Annotated in this window: 7 protein-coding genes; all 7 read right to left on the bottom strand. The window is 55.0% G+C overall.

Going from position 1 to position 14,648, the window contains the following annotated elements; genetic code table 11:
* Window positions 1-315: 315 nt before the first annotated feature.
* Genes Q3Y58_RS11940 through Q3Y58_RS11910 form a run of 7 tightly spaced genes read right to left on the bottom strand, consistent with a single transcriptional unit; the run spans window position 316 to window position 14,639 of the window.
* On the bottom strand, window positions 316-2,259 hold the full coding sequence (locus tag Q3Y58_RS11940; protein ID WP_319622391.1) for a hypothetical protein: 1,944 nt from the start codon (window positions 2,257-2,259) through the stop codon (window positions 316-318).
* Window positions 2,260-2,276: 17 nt separating this feature from the next.
* Window positions 2,277-3,443: an NAD(P)/FAD-dependent oxidoreductase gene (locus Q3Y58_RS11935; protein WP_319622390.1), complete on the bottom strand. Its 1,167-nt coding sequence runs from the start codon at window positions 3,441-3,443 to the stop codon at window positions 2,277-2,279.
* Complete coding sequence (locus Q3Y58_RS11930) at window positions 3,443-5,341, bottom strand: tetratricopeptide repeat protein (RefSeq protein WP_319622389.1); 1,899 nt, start codon at window positions 5,339-5,341, stop codon at window positions 3,443-3,445. The genes Q3Y58_RS11935 and Q3Y58_RS11930 overlap by 1 nt, the downstream gene beginning before the upstream one ends.
* Window positions 5,342-5,358: 17 nt before the next feature.
* The gene (locus Q3Y58_RS11925) at window positions 5,359-7,842 is read right to left on the bottom strand and encodes a lantibiotic dehydratase (RefSeq protein ID WP_319622388.1); all 2,484 of its coding nucleotides are present in this window, start codon (window positions 7,840-7,842) and stop codon (window positions 5,359-5,361) included.
* Window positions 7,839-10,394: a lantibiotic dehydratase gene (locus Q3Y58_RS11920; RefSeq protein WP_319622387.1), complete on the bottom strand. Its 2,556-nt coding sequence runs from the start codon at window positions 10,392-10,394 to the stop codon at window positions 7,839-7,841. The genes Q3Y58_RS11925 and Q3Y58_RS11920 overlap by 4 nt, the downstream gene beginning before the upstream one ends.
* Window positions 10,391-12,856, bottom strand: coding sequence for a lantibiotic dehydratase (locus Q3Y58_RS11915; RefSeq protein WP_319622386.1), 2,466 nt, complete (start codon window positions 12,854-12,856; stop codon window positions 10,391-10,393). Before Q3Y58_RS11915 ends, Q3Y58_RS11920 begins: the two co-directional genes overlap by 4 nt.
* A gap of 4 nt (window positions 12,857-12,860) precedes the next feature.
* Window positions 12,861-14,639, bottom strand: a complete 1,779-nt coding sequence (locus tag Q3Y58_RS11910) for a tetratricopeptide repeat protein (protein ID WP_319622385.1) — start codon at window positions 14,637-14,639, stop codon at window positions 12,861-12,863.
* Between the last annotated feature and the right edge of the window lie 9 nt (window positions 14,640-14,648).

The following is a 14,648-nucleotide window of genomic DNA, read 5'->3' as shown; positions in this document are numbered from 1 at the left end:
TATTGAGAAAATTATTATGCAAGACTTAGGGAGGTGGGAGGATATAAATAAAGATATTCAGGATATTCTTGATACTGTTTCGTTTTTTAGCGATGACGGGCAGGCATTTCTTGATGCTCGACTGACCGCGATTTCTAAAAAGCATGGAGCAGTTCTAAATACAACACTCTCTGGCGGGGTTGGGCTAAACTAAAAATAGGGTGCGCACCTCGGGCCAGCGCACACCCCGCTACACGGAATTGCCCCATAATCCATCTTATGGAACCATGGCAATGCCCAGAAACAAGGTCCTCTGGGCATTTCTGTGTTGTTTTGCTAGGCTGAGATATCGGCAGTTTGCCGCTCGGGCACGAGGAGCCCGTGCTCCATGAGTTTCTTCAGTGCCAGTTCAATCTTTTCCCGAGCAGCAGGCGGGAATGATCCCGTCAAGTCTTTCAAGGAAACTGGTTCTTCCGCTTTGTTTAGCAATCCGCCCAAAACGTCACTCAGGTTTAGAATGCGGCCATTGTTCGCATTATACGCGAGCCATGCTTTCTTCGCTGCCACATTGGTTGGTTGCGGAGGTGGTGTGTTTGGCCGAGGTCGGAAGTCGCCATAAAGATCATCCAGTGCGCGGTAGTCAAATTGTGTTTGGACCAGCCGGACACCGGGCGCTTTTGTGACTTTCAGATTGTACCCGAACTCTCCCGTTAGGCCTGATTTCGTCTGTTCTGGTATCTGAATTGCGATAGGCGTTCCTTCATCAGCATGAAGCGGCGACGGTGGCAAGTCGTTGTCACGGAGCTTAAGGCGGGGCGCCAACTCAGCTGCGGTTTGGAAAAAATTCTCACTGTTGAGCCCGGTTTCACTCCGAAAGTGAAGAGCTCTTGGAAGATCTGCATTTCCGGGATCCATCAGCTCCAAGATGCCAAAATCTTCAGGCGATCTGTGTACAGGAGAGCCAACTGGCACCCTGTATAACTTTAGACGCAAGATTTGGTCTATCTCATTCCTATTCTTTTCAAGGAACGAGATAAACCTCTCGAAGCTCGCAGCCGTATCCCGTGGGAAGCCATAGACCAGCGTTAGCGATACATGTAGATCAGCCTGCTTGGCGGTACGCCAGGAGGCCACCAACCCTTCCTGTGCTGACGGCTCATCGGGCCAGCCCGCAAACCCTTTGACCTCAAACATCAATGAGCTCAAGCCCCCATGCGCCAAACGCTGCGCGACCTCCCGTGAAAGCGTCTGGCCGAAACCAAGGGTGGCCGACCATGCAGCTTCCTTCCCGGCCAGAAGCCCCGCCAGATCCAACAGGGCATCGGGCGTGCTCGGTGCCACGAACAGCAGTCGCACGGATGTTTCATCCAGTGCGCCGCTTGCCAACATGGAATGAAACGCATGGTTCGACTCCGGAGAGGCCGTGACCCGCAGGACAGGCACCGCTGGCCCCTGAAGTGTAAAGGACCCGATTGCACTGACCCAATGGTGGGGGGACACACCGATGTCGGCATCTGCCAGCTTTGCCATGACGCTGGATTTGTCTGGCAGGATTTCAACGGGAACGTCTGGTAGTGCGCCGCATTTCTTTGCTTTATTCAAGTTCGGCGAAACCGGCCCGCAGAAAACAAGGTGCGGCAGGTCTTCGCCATGCGTGCTGAACTCAGAGAGCGCTTTTAGCAAGCTCATAGCGGGAAGGAGTTGTTGGTCCGCATCAAGCCAGACAAGCCAAGTCTCGGAGGCCTGCACCCCGACCCTTCCAATAAGGTCTCGCCAAAAATCGTGATAGGGAAATGATTGATCCTCGCAAACGGCACGGAGATCCGAACTCACTTCTGTACTATGTACAGCGGTTAAGTCGTTGAGACGAAGCTGCCCGTAGTAAGGTGCAATGCCAACTTCGAGCCTTCGTTCTATGTCTTGGCGTAACACATCTTGCCTGGGCGGCGATGCATCCTGTTGAAGTAAAGCACTCAACATTTGCCCGGCATCTTCCTCGCTGAGGTCAGACTGCAAAAGCTTGCTGCGCAGCAGACGGTAATAGCCGTAGGCGTGATCGCCATTCAACAACCCCTCATCCGGCGTTGCATCAGCCAGCTTTTTTTCCAGTAGTGCACAGCGGGCTGCAGCATGGGAACCTGAGAGAAAGCGTCGAAATGCCAATTGGTTGGCGTCAAGAAGGTGTCCACCCATAGCGCAAACACGCGCCGCCAGATCTATCAATTCAACATCAGGCGCGGTGGGATCCGTTTGCGGCGGGTAAATCAGGCGAAGTGACATGAACAATTTCTCCCAAACTATGCGGCAACCGAAAAACGGTCGGGTCTGAACGCCTCAAAGTCTTTGTGAGCTGGTTCGCCCAAGGCAAGACCACAGACAACATCGGCGGTGATGGCGCTCAGCAAGACACCATGGCTGCCATGGCCAGTAGCCATGATCAGCCCATCCAGCCCGGCAAAACGTCCAATCAACGGATAGCCGTCGGGTGTCATGGGGCGAATACCCACAAATTGATCAAGCACAGGCGCTTGCAGGAGTATCGGCACGACCCGCGCGATCTCGGCAAGACTGGAGAGCCCTCCAAGGGTATGATTTGGAGTGCTCTTCCGCGCTTCATGAGTAGCCCCAATCACAACGCGCCCACCCGCCTTCGGCACGATATAGCCGCGGCCCGTAGTAATCACGGGGTCGAAACGGTGACGGGTAGGCAAACAAACGACGATCATTTGCCCACGAACCGGGCTTATGGGCACCTGTAGCCCCATGCCTTCCAGCAGGCTCCCGGTTTGGTAACCTGTCGCGACAATTGTTTCGGCAGCTTCTATCTCAACGCCCGTAGAGAGACGCCCACCAATAACGCGCGAAGTTGTGTGCACCAATGCTTCAACACGGGTTTCGGTCAGGAGTGTCAGCCCCAAGTCCAGCGCACACTGTGCCAGGGCAGACACCAGTGCGGGTGGGTATGTGTGATGCGCATGAGCACCAACAATGCCACCTGCAATGCCCTCGGCAATGTAGGGGTGACGCGCCCGCAGTGCAGCTGCATCCAGTTGACGCTCATGGGGATCAGCAAGGCCGGGATCGGCGAGATATGCTGAGAGCAACTCAAGCTCTTTGGAGTCTTGTGCCACGCGCAAATGTGGGCTTTCGACCACACCATGTCGTGCGTGGTGCTGCTCGCCGCCCACCTCAGCCACCAGTTGGCGAAACCGCTGCAGACCGGCAATGGACAACCGTGAGTATGGTGTTCCTGCCTCCCCCTCAGCCACAGTCGTTAACAGACCTGCCCGGGCAGCGCTCGCCTCAAGCCCGAGGGCGTCTCGCGCCTCTACCAGCACCACCTTCTTCCCGGCCTGCAGTAAACGCAGGGCGGTTACAACTCCAACCACCCCTCCGCCAATAATAAGGGCGTCAGTGGTGTTTGGTGGTTGCGTAGGGGCTGGATTTCGAAACCGCTCTTCCATTACGACGCTGACTCCCAGTACAAGTTTGTGATGTCAAACGGACGGTTCAGCTTGGTGCCGGGGCGCGGCAAGAATTGGAACTCGACTGGCGCAAAAGCGTTCGCACCAGACTGATCTTCGCCTTCACGCCCCATACTGCCGGAAGAGATGGATTTGTAGAGTGGTTGCTTCACCGCGTTGGCACCGGCGGTTTTGGAGGTTACGCACCATCGGCAGTACCACAACGCGACCCAGTCGGCACTGATTGCATCATCCGCGCCCATCTCATCCTGAAGACGTACGCACGTTTCAAACCACGTTGAGGCTTCTTCAACCTGCCCCGCCCGATAGAGAACTCCGCCCAGATCGCGTGCAATCAACACCGCATAGAAGAGATCATGGGACTTGCGAGCTTCCGCAAAAGCTTTCATGAAATGGTCAGCGGCTTCTTCAAACCGATCAACCTTTGTGAGCAGTCCGCCCATCCGATAGTGATAGTGCTTCGCAAAGCTTCCGGCGGCAGACTTCAGCATGGGTTCAAACACAGACCACCGCTCAATTGCTTTTGGTACCTGACGCGTGAACTCCTCCAAGTTCGTCATGTTAGACAACAGATTGATCTTGAGGTGTATTGAATCGGGCGTCCGTTTGCAGGCTTTGTTGTACTTGATGCCCATCAGGACCTGTTTGCGAGCATTCGCTACGTCGCGCAGCTCGACGAAAGACAGGGCCCGCAAGTTGTAGAGCCAGGCCAAGTCATTCAGCGCGGCATCATCGGTTCGGTCTTTTAACATCGCTATGGCTTTATCAAGGTGCTCGCGGCCTTGCAGTGGCTGACCTAGGCGTTTGATCTTTAACAGTGCAAGGAAGAAATGGCTCATCGCCTTTTCATCAGCCGTATCAGCCAAAGACATGGCATATTGCAACGCCTCTGCCGCGCTTTCGAAACGGCAGGCAAACGCTTCAGCGAAAGCCAGATGCAGCACGAGCTCATGCTGTTGCTCAGGAGAAAACTCGATAAAGCGCTCACCTATTCGCCCCAGAATGGCCCTTGCCTGGGGGAAGTTCAGTGTGAACACTGCCTCTTCAATCGCGGCGATTGCATGAGCGGCAAGCGTTTCGGGTTGTTCATTCTCCTCAATGGACGTGTTGAGGGCCTCAACCAGTGCTTTCTCGCGTGTGCCAAGGTTGGTAATGCCGTCTATCTCAACAATCTCAAGAGCTGAAACTGGTGATCTCGCGTCTTGATCCAACACAACATGCTTGAGATTTTGCATGACGCCTTTAATCATGGCAGCGCGTCGTTCTTTTTGGCCGAGCCAAGGGGCCAGCCCCTCTACAACGAGTTCTTTGAACTCCCCGCCACGGGAAAAGAGGATGAGCGGGCCACCTTCTGGCATGATGTCCGCGACGCGGCGCATGACCCTCACAGACTGCTCGTCTATTTCGTCAACATGCACTGCATGCACGACGCCGATCTCGCATTCGTCTGAGCATAGCCATTTGCGCAGCAACCGCCCCAGCGCCACGGTCACGCGCAAAATTTGTTCGGACTCCTTGTGCAAGCGTCGCCGGGATGGCGCGATTGCAATCTCGGTCAGCTCAGGCGCCGCTTTGAAGAAGTCCTTACTTCTCAGCTCAGGGAAGAGCCAAGTCAGTTCGGCCGCAATGCTTTGCAAGAACTCTTTGTTCTCGGGATCTGCTTCCGCCCAGGACAAAGCCCGGGCGACCAAGGGGGCAATGCTGCCGAAGCCAAGTGTTGCGTCGCCAACCACAGGCCGAACGCGCAGCACCAAGGGCTTTGCGGTCGGAACCTGTTCAAGGAGCCTAGCCTCTGCTCGATCAGGCTCAAGGGCAACGGGCACAAAGTAAGCCTGAGGTGTGGTCAAGACTTGCGAGTTCTGGATTGATTGCAACATGCTTGGCTCCAATTTTGTCAAGAGGCTTCCTGCTCTGCAACAGCGGCATAGGTGCAGCGAATTTCGGCGGTATGGGGCTTGCCTGTTCCCACATCAAGCCAGAGTCCGTTGTCATCCGGCATCATCTCGGTGAGCACCGCGTGTCCTTCTGACGGCATTAGCGCCTCCAGATACTCCAGACTTAAAGGGCTGCGGAAATCGACCATGACCGGTTTGGGCTGACCGGGAATTTTCGCAAAGACTTGTTCTGGCAGCGCGGCTTTCAGCTGCGCGCGGCGCACACCTGTCATCAAGGCACTGGTATCGCCTCCACTACCGCTATCCAGCCCCAACTCGGTGCGATCAAGGATCCAGCGCGCCCGCTGCAGAACGATCTCATCCACTTCAATGCGAGGCGTAAACGCGCCGAACGAAATGGTGAAAGGTACCACGCGTGGCAGCGCAAAGATTTGATGCAATAAAGAAGACAGCTCCCCATTAAAGAGGGCGAGCGGGACCTCACTCGCGTCGTGCATCAATGCAAGGCCGTCATGCTGTACCCTCACCCAAACCTCGGAAAGGTCGATAGTTTCAACGCCATCTGTATCGGCTCCGGCAGATACAGGAATGGTCACTCCGGGATACCGAAATGGTGTGATTTTCAGCCGAGTAGATCCGGCAATGTTTGCGCAATTCGGGCCGCTTATTGGCGCCAGAAAAGCCCACATTTCCTCTTGCGGTTTGGGGTGCTGAGGATGCAGGCCGAGTGCCCATCCCCACACCATGGCTGTATCATGCACCTCCCCCAAAACCATGCGCGGAGTACCTGCTGGTGTTTTGGCGATCATTATGTCCGGTGAACAGATCAGAGGCGTTTGATCATGCTGCTGCTGGTCAGCAAGCTGCTTAGCTGCCGCGACCAAACTGGATCCCGGCACTTTCAGCACTTCGATACCGTCTTCTTTGTATCGATCCCCAAGGCGCTCAAGGAGCTCCTCATTTGTGAGGTGTTGCGCAACCGCTGACCGAAAGGAAGCGGCCTCACTCTCCCACTCTTTCAGCTTTTCATGGCCCAGCACATCCCGCATGAATTTGGCAAAAGGAACCTGGGCCGTGCTTTCACCGTAGAGCGATTGATAAATCTGTTTGCCAAGCGTTTTCAAAAACGCTGAGCGCTGCTGGCCAGCCAAAGCCCAGATATCGAGTAAGGGAGCTAGGTTTGCCGTCATTTTTTCTGCAAACGCCGAGGTCATTTCGCCATGTTCAAGAGGCCCCACACCCTCTTCATAGAGCAGAAACCTATCTGCGTAGATGGAACCTTGATTTCGGCTTGACTCCTGCCCCGTGAACTTGGTGAACAGCTCGTTTGCTTCTTTCAAGAGAGCCTGTTTTTGTGGCGCATCGGCAAGGGGATAGAGTGCCTTTTTTCGGCAAAGCATACCCAACAAGTCTCGCCAGATGCTGATCTGTTCATCGTCAATGTTAAGTGCGTCTAGCCAGTCTTTCAGCCATTGCAGAGCATCCGCTTCCTGCATTGGCACATGGATGCCCATCTCAACCAGACGTTTTTCCATAAAGGGCCGTAGTACGTCCTCCAGAGCCTCTGGACAGTGGCCAGCTTCCCGTGCCAGCTCACCAAATGACCGGCCCTTGTTGAGACAACGCAGTATCTCACGTTGTTGCCTGGAGAGCTTTACGCTCCGGTTTGCTGCCGCTATCCAGAGCGTACCATCCTCTCGCACCTTGCATCCCGTCACCAACACCGGCTTCAACTCAGTGCGTACCCTTGGATGGGTGGCAATCGTTGTCGCCAACGCCTTGACGGCCCAAAAAGCCATAAAGGCCTTGCGTTTCACCCCTTCAGCGGAGAGTGAGTAGCGGATTGGCCAAGTCTCTGCCTCCTCGGGGCTGGCGTGATGAAGTACCTTGCCGTAGTTGATCGGCCCGAAAAAGCTGGTCGTCTCGTTTTTTGCGGTAAACCGTTGCAGGTACAATGCAAGTTGCCGCTCCTGTCGGCGGACAGCGCTGGTGCGTTCTGCCGCCGGTGCTGACAGGTTTGCAAGCCCGTTCTTGTACATGCTGGGACTTGAGAGGAACACAGCCTCGTGAAGCAGCGGATCGTCAAACGCGTTCGTCAAGTGCTGGCGTGCGGCCAGCAATTCCCGCCGCAATGTCTGCTCTACTTCCTGTTGAAGTGGGGGCAGCGCTGAGAGGGCTTCATTCCAGGCAACCATATCCGCCTTGAGCGTAGGCTCGGCCGCTGCCAGCTCAAGTCGTTCTTGGGAGAACGCGGCCTTGCCCCCAAGTGACTTGAACAAACTCTTTCGCTTGAGGCCGGGCAATTTGGGAAGCTCCATCCACCTTGAAGCCATCTCTTGTGCAAGCAGCTCCAGGCGCCGTTCTTCCTTCAGCAATCGATCAACCATCTGTGCGGTCTGGCAGCAGTTCAGACCTTGAAGAAGTTCGAGCGGAAACCCGGCAGAGCGGATCAGGAAATGCGGTGCAAGCTTCCATTTTCTCATGAGCTGGCTCCTCCCACCATCAGCATCCGCAGTTCGCTGGTGTAGGACCTGCCATCCGTGCCGCTGAACCAAAGGCGGTCACCATCTGGCAGCATTTCGCTCAGGCGCAATGCACCGTCACCACGGGCCGCACCGAGCACAGCCTCTACAGACAATGGGTTCTCAAGGTCCATCAGAATTGGTTTGGGTTCGCTTTCAATTTTGACAAAACTGAACTGCGAAATGAAACGCTCTGACGCCAACTGGCGCATGGCACGAAAGCGCTCCATCAAAGCCTTGTGTGCCTTGACCTGCGCCAAATCATGGGCGGCGATCGTCCATTCCGCCCGCTTGAAGATAAAAGCGTGACGTCCCAGTCGTGGCGAGAAATCCCTCTCAGAAGGCAGTGGCTCAGGCAGACGCAAAATTGGGTAGGAAAACAGCTCGAACGGCCTGTATGCCATTGGATCGAAACCGAATGCTGGCGGCAGGAAACTGACCTCGCGCTGGCTTTGGGGATCGAGCAATATCAGACGTTCTCGCTCCCGTTTTACGTGAAGATCTGCCAACCCCAAGGACTTGGCGGATGTTCGGTTGGGCGCGGTTCCAGTCAACTCAACATTCAATGCGGGGTAGACTTGCGGCGAAGTCTTCATGTGCCGCGCCAATACAAGATTGGCTGCCAGCCTTTCATCTTGCCCCGCTCGCTCTTGAACAATGGCATCAAGCTGGCCACGCAGTTCATCATGGGATTGATGAAGAGCCAACATCCAACCATCCATGGTGATGCCATGGTGTACTTCACCCAGAACCCATTGAAGTTGTCGCTCGCCACCTGCCAGACTTTCGGCAATAAGAAGGTCCGGTGACATGAACCACACAGGATCAAGCTCCAGATCGCTTGCTAGCTGTTGCTGCAGATCTCGCGGCCACTCTTCTGTGGCACTTACCCGTTCCAGAATTTCAAACCAGTTTGCCCTGAAACCGTCATGGGCCCTCACGAGGGCGCGTGTCTCGTCACTGATCAGCGCGGCCTCTGCCTCCCCGGCATCAACACGCATCATCCTCTTGGCAACCTGATCAAAACGCACCCGTTCACGTCCCGGAAACCAGAGGTCATATTGTGCCATGGACCGTGCCATGTGGATCTTGTGCAGCCAGTGTGTGTTGACCCTGCAGGCCAGCGCCAGTGCTTCTAGGTCTTCGGTGATAGGATCCAAGGCGCTTTGCGCAAGATGCAAGTTTGCGCCGCCAAATCCCTCTTCATAGAACAGTTGGCGGGTGCGGAACATGCGCCCTTCATTGCGCCGTGCTGCGCCCCCTAGCTTGTGAGAAAAAAGCCGTTCTGCGCGCTCCATCAGATCCCGTTTTTGCGCTTCGTCCGCCTCAGCAAAGGCCATACGGGCATCGTTGATCTGGTACGCGAAAGCCAGCCAATCCGCCCTCACTCTGGTTTCAGCCGTAGTCGCAGGCTCTAAGGCCAAGAGCGCTTCGATAAGCGCGCTCAGCTGGTCGACCCTTGCCGAGGGAACGGTCAATCTTCGCGCGGCGAAGCCTTGCTCAACAAGCGGCGCAAGGCGCTGTTCGACAAATGCCTCGCTCGTGCCGAGTACTTGCGCCAGTTTTCGCTGCGACAAGCCTTCGTGGATCCAATCGGTTTCCCGGTGGCGTCGCCTTGGTCCCTGTAACACAACAGGCAGGATTGCCTTCAGATCCGGCTCCTTCGAGATCTTGTCAAGAATCTCTGCGACCAACCATTCTGCGGCATAGGCGACCCGGCGTTTGGCCTGATAGCTCAAGTCGAGTGCAGGCGCGTTATCTGCATTTTGGTCGATACGGCCGTAGTTGAGTGGGCCAAAGAAGCTGTTGGTCTCATTCTTTGAAGCAAAGCGCTGCAGATACATCCAAAGCGTGTTCTCGCGTTGACGCACTTTGGTGTTTCTTTCATTGCCTTCAGGGCACTTCAGCCGAGTAAACAAGTCAGCCAAATTTGCATTCGAGAGAAAGACGGCTTGCGTGAAATCTGATTGAGAAGCCTGATCCCATAACGCACGACGGCTGTCGGCAAACGCACTCTCGAAAGCTGAAGTCGTGCTGCGTTGGAGCGGCCGCAGGGCATTTTGCAGTGCCCCATAGTTTTTGGCCCAGGCACTTAATCCTGCATCCGTGCCGTACTCTGCGGCTAATGCTTCGCTGAGCCCCTCAACTCCTTGCAGCGGTTCACCACGTTGTGCCTGCTTGTTCAGACGATTGAGGTCTTTGCGCAAGGGACGAGCCCTATCAGTTGACCCGGACTTCAGAACATCCAACAACTCGGGTAACAAGCGGACCTTGAGGTCCTGCTGCGCCTCATTAAGCTCCATTTCATGGCGATCCAGAAGATCAATCTGCTCTATCGTATCTTCATCAAGCGAAATACGGTTCAAGAGATCGAACGGAAAACCTGCTGAACGCAGAACGAAAGGCCGCCAAATCTCACATTGCGGGCTGAGATGCACAAGCTCAGGCGCAGAGGTGGTATGTCGATGGGCCGTCTCTCCATCGGCTGATGAGGTGTCAAGGATCACGCTCATGAGGCAATCCCCGTCTCAACACGAGGGCGGACGCATGTGCCGCGGATCTCTACGCTGTAGCTCCCCTCGGCGTCTGAAAGCCACAGATCCTTGTCGTTGGGGAGCATTTCAACAAATGTAAGGCGTTCATCCTTCCCAAGCGCCTGAATTACGCTGGAGCATGCGTTCACATTATCAAGATCAAGGAACAAGGGCTTTTTCTCGGATGGCACGCGAACAAAACTGAGATTTGGGATGCCATTCCGTCGGCAAACGCGCCGCAATGCGAGCATGATCTGCAACTCGTTGGGCTCGTGCAGATTGTCGAGCAACTCCTTGCGGGTTACCTCCCAGCGGGCCCGCTGAAAAACGACATTTCCAACTAGGATGCGCGGCGTATACCCTTCAAAACGAACGGGCGGTGCAGCAAGCGGTGGAACCGAGAACGCCCACAGGTGAAGTTTATCATCCCCAGCATGATAAAGGTTGAACTGTCGTCCATCTTTACGGCTGACCAAGTGCAATACTGGTTCCGTTGTTTCAGCGGTGCGTACCACATCCAGGTCGCGGATCGCCACCCGATCCGTACCCTCTCCTGCTAATCCGGTCAGTTCAATGAAGGTCCCGGGGAAACCATCGTTGATCAGGCCTTTATGCCGACGTGCATTGAGAACCGTCGCAAGATTGCCATACCCATCCAGTTGGCCTATGCGATCTTCGACCCTACGGCGCACGCTTTTGGCATCATGATGAAACAGGAACTGCGACCCCCACATTGCGAGGAACTGGTGCACTTCCCCCATAACGATCTGATAGCGACCATCGCTCAGGTCCTGTTGCGTTGGGGCGCACAGCATGAGATCCGGAGAAGTGTGAACCGCCAATCCCGTATCCAGATGCTCAAACTGGGTAAAGTCTTCAGCCCTCAGCCGCGAAACGCCGTCCTGCTGCCGCTCTTTAACCAGCGCGCTCAGTTGGGCCAAGAAACCCCGCACTTCGGCACCGGCATCGGGTAAGGCACCACTATTCTCCAGGGCATCAATGCCTGAAATGAACTCCAGATACGGAATGCGAGTGCGCCCTGCCGCAATCTGATCGAACGCCAGCCGCGCACGCTCCAAATTTGACCGGTGCCCTACATGTCCGTAGATCGTGAGCAGCTTGAGCACGGGCTGCAAGCGTTCCATCATCTGTTCTGTGAACGACGTATTGAATGAGAACTCATCGAGCGTACCGCTGCATTCTTCATACATCAATGTGCGGTCGGCATAGGTTTCTCCACCCTTTCGCCGCGCCTCCACACCGGTCACTTTTGTAAAAAATTGTTCAATCTCTCGCGTGATTTGCGCGCGGGTGTCCACATCAGCGTCAGCGAGGCGTTCCAACTCAACGTTGAAATGGCTGAGTACAGGGAGCCATGTTTCCTGAGCACCGCTCTCCAATGGCATTTCGAGCAGCATTTGTTCGAGCGTTGCCATTGGATTGAACACAGTTGAGGGCAGCGATATCTCAGCCAGCACAAATCGACCGAGTATCTTGTCCAAAAGCCGTTCATCGCCAATGGCCTTGCGCAGCTCCTCTAAGCTGGAACAAGTCTCGACTTGCTGAAAAGCCTCAAGCACCCTAGCTGGCAACTTTAACGGTGTTCCGGCGAACGAGGCGCTTGGAGCGTCTCCCTCGGTCTGTAGAACCAGCAAGGGGTGAAGCCGCACAGGCAAGCCTGCCGATACCTTTGGATCGGCTGCAATGGTTTTAGCCAGCGCCTCCACCATCCAGAACGAATAGTAAACGCGGCGTTCACTCAGTTTTTTGCCGTTTTTCCGTATACGGACAGGCTCTTTATGGTCCGCGTTGAAAACGCCATAGTTCATCGGGCCAAAAAAGCTTGCCGTTTCGTTTTTCGCGCAAAAGCGATGGAGATAAAGAGCAAGGCGTCGCTCTTGTGCCTTTCGGCGTTCCCGCCCTTCAACAAACCGCTTGAACGATTTCTCGTAGAGGTCCGGGTTGGATATGTAGATTGCTTCTGCCAACCAAGGATCTTCTGCATAGAGCTGACGAATTGTTTGTGTGGTCAGTGGCCTTTCACTTTCGAACGCATCCTGCGATATCTTTTCAGCATCACGAATTTGTTCCGTCAGCTGTGCAAACGCCGATAGTTGTTCAGCAAAATCCTGATCTGACTGGCTATCTCCCCACGCAGCCAATGCCATGCGATCGAATGTACCTCGTCCCACCTTTGTTCTGGCGCGCGAGAGCCGTTTTAACTCTGCCTTGTCGTTTTTCACCCGATCAACAGCGGAGACAAAACCCGTTGCCAGCAATTTGGCTTTCAGTTGCTCCCTCTCAAGTTCAAGCGCAACAAGAACGTCCAGCTCATTAGCTGTCTTGTTCATGCGAAGAGCTGTCAGGCGGTCGAAAGCGAAACCTGCGTGACGCACCACCATGTCGGGTATGATCTGCCAATGGGAATCTTGTGATTTCATGACGTTAAGCAGCAATATGATAAAGGTAGAAAGGGCGCCCCAGCTTGGTTTCCGGGGCACGGTGGAGCCATTCCTCGCAGTCAGAGATCGCGACCTCAGAGGGATCGTCACGCGATCTTTCCGCCATTTTGAGTGCTAAGGAGCGTGCGGCGGCCGATTTGTTCGCTGCTGCATGGTCGGCGCATCGTTTGGCTTCTGTCTCAGCCCGCTCAAACCAGATTGCAGCAGCTTCGAACCGCCGCCTCTGGAACTCCGCCTTGCCGAGGGTTTGAGCAATGACCACTGAGTGGAAGGTGTCGTGAATACTCTGCGCCTCGTGCCAGGATGCCAGGTACTGGTCCATTGCCATGTCGATTTGCCCAAGCCCGAACAACAGGCCAGCTTTCCGAAAGTGGTAGATCTTGGCAAACAACGCACGAGCTGGTCCCGTGTTGAAAGCTTCAAATCGTTCCCACACCGCCAGAGATTTACGGAGGTTGCCATCTGCCTCAAACAGAATGCTCATGTTGGAAATGAGGTTGATTTTGAGGTGAAGTGCATCACTGCCCTGTAGAGGCTTGATGGTTGCAATGGCTTCCCTGCAAATGGCAGCCGCTTCTTCGATCCGCTTGGTGCGAAACATTACCAGCGCACGAACATTCAACAACCATCCAGTTTCGAGCAACGCCGCCGCCTCACCATGACCCTTTAAGGCCGCAAGGCCTTCATCGATCAGGGCAATCGTCCTGTCATATTCAGAGAGGCGTTTTGCCGAGAGCAACGAAGTGTACACACAAAAGCGGGCTTTCATGACCGGGTCTTTGGCCTGGCTCATGGCCCGGTGATAGATCTCTTGAGCAAATTGAAAGTTACCGATGTAGGCATGCGCCAGACCCAAGAGCCGCGCCCTTGTCTCTGCCTCGAGCTCAAAGTCGGGATGTTCCAAGACAGAAAGCGCCAGATCATACTGACCAACTTGAATGGCCTCGAACAAACTGTCTTCGCTGAACCTATCAACATCACGAAGGAGTGGGGCAAGCGGGCTGGGCCGGCCTTCTTCGGGCTCCATGGTGCCAAGTGGCGTTGGCTCGTGGTGGCACAGGAATGACTTGAGGAACTTGCGTCGTTCGTCGGTTGACGCTGGCTCAGTTGTCAAGACCTCTTGTGTCCCCCAACGCGTCAGTTCGTTCAATGAGGAGGGACCGCCATAAACCACTATTATCTTCTGACTGGCGAACTGGAGTAACTGATTGAGTGACAGCAGGCTCACCCTGTCGATTTGCGTTACGTCAGGAACAAAGATCCAGAGTCTCTGGCCCGCAAAGGCAGCTGTCTTCTCCAATCCTTCCACGACCAGTCGCGCAAGGCCGTTGGTTATGCGAAACGTGTATTCACTCTCACGGGAAAGGCGGCGTTCGGAAGCTGGAAGCGCTAGCGCGTCCATTGCGATGAACGTCAGGTCCTCCGGCGTCACATGCAAGTTCACAGCGGTAAGCTCTGCAGCTTTGCCCGATACAAGCCCTTCGCATTCCTTGGACAAGCTGGGCAGGAACTTGGCTACCAGTCCAGCAAGTCCTTGAAAGGGTGCAGCGTGATTTGGTGCAAAGCTCCAAACATCGACCAGTTCACCTTCGCGCTTCAACTGTTCAACTGCTTCATCAAATGCATCTGGTCCGCCATGTGCGTGCGGGTTGATGAACAGTTGTCGGTGCCCCGCTGCAACCTCAGACCTGAGAGTTTCAAACCACTTTCCATCTATGGTTGTGGTGGCGGGCAAATCTGTTTCCTGGAGTTCTGCGGTCACCGTCTTCCT

Source organism: Nesiotobacter zosterae (genome assembly GCF_033843645.1).
Taxonomy (GTDB): domain Bacteria; phylum Pseudomonadota; class Alphaproteobacteria; order Rhizobiales; family Stappiaceae; genus Pseudovibrio; species Pseudovibrio zosterae.
Note: the sequence above shows the minus strand (reverse complement) of the source record. Positions and strands in the feature narration are given on the sequence as shown.

Bases quoted from the DNA above. Each gene is read 5' to 3' on its own strand.
- Q3Y58_RS11925 (WP_319622388.1), bottom strand. From the start codon at position 7,842: ATGAGAAAATGGAAGCTTGCACCGCATTTCCTGATCCGCTCTGCCGGG.
- Q3Y58_RS11935 (WP_319622390.1), bottom strand. From the start codon at position 3,443: ATGGAAGAGCGGTTTCGAAATCCAGCCCCTACGCAACCACCAAACACC.
- Q3Y58_RS11920 (WP_319622387.1), bottom strand. From the start codon at position 10,394: ATGAGCGTGATCCTTGACACCTCATCAGCCGATGGAGAGACGGCCCAT.
- Q3Y58_RS11930 (WP_319622389.1), bottom strand. From the start codon at position 5,341: ATGTTGCAATCAATCCAGAACTCGCAAGTCTTGACCACACCTCAGGCT.
- Q3Y58_RS11940 (WP_319622391.1), bottom strand. From the start codon at position 2,259: ATGTCACTTCGCCTGATTTACCCGCCGCAAACGGATCCCACCGCGCCT.
- Q3Y58_RS11915 (WP_319622386.1), bottom strand. From the start codon at position 12,856: ATGAAATCACAAGATTCCCATTGGCAGATCATACCCGACATGGTGGTG.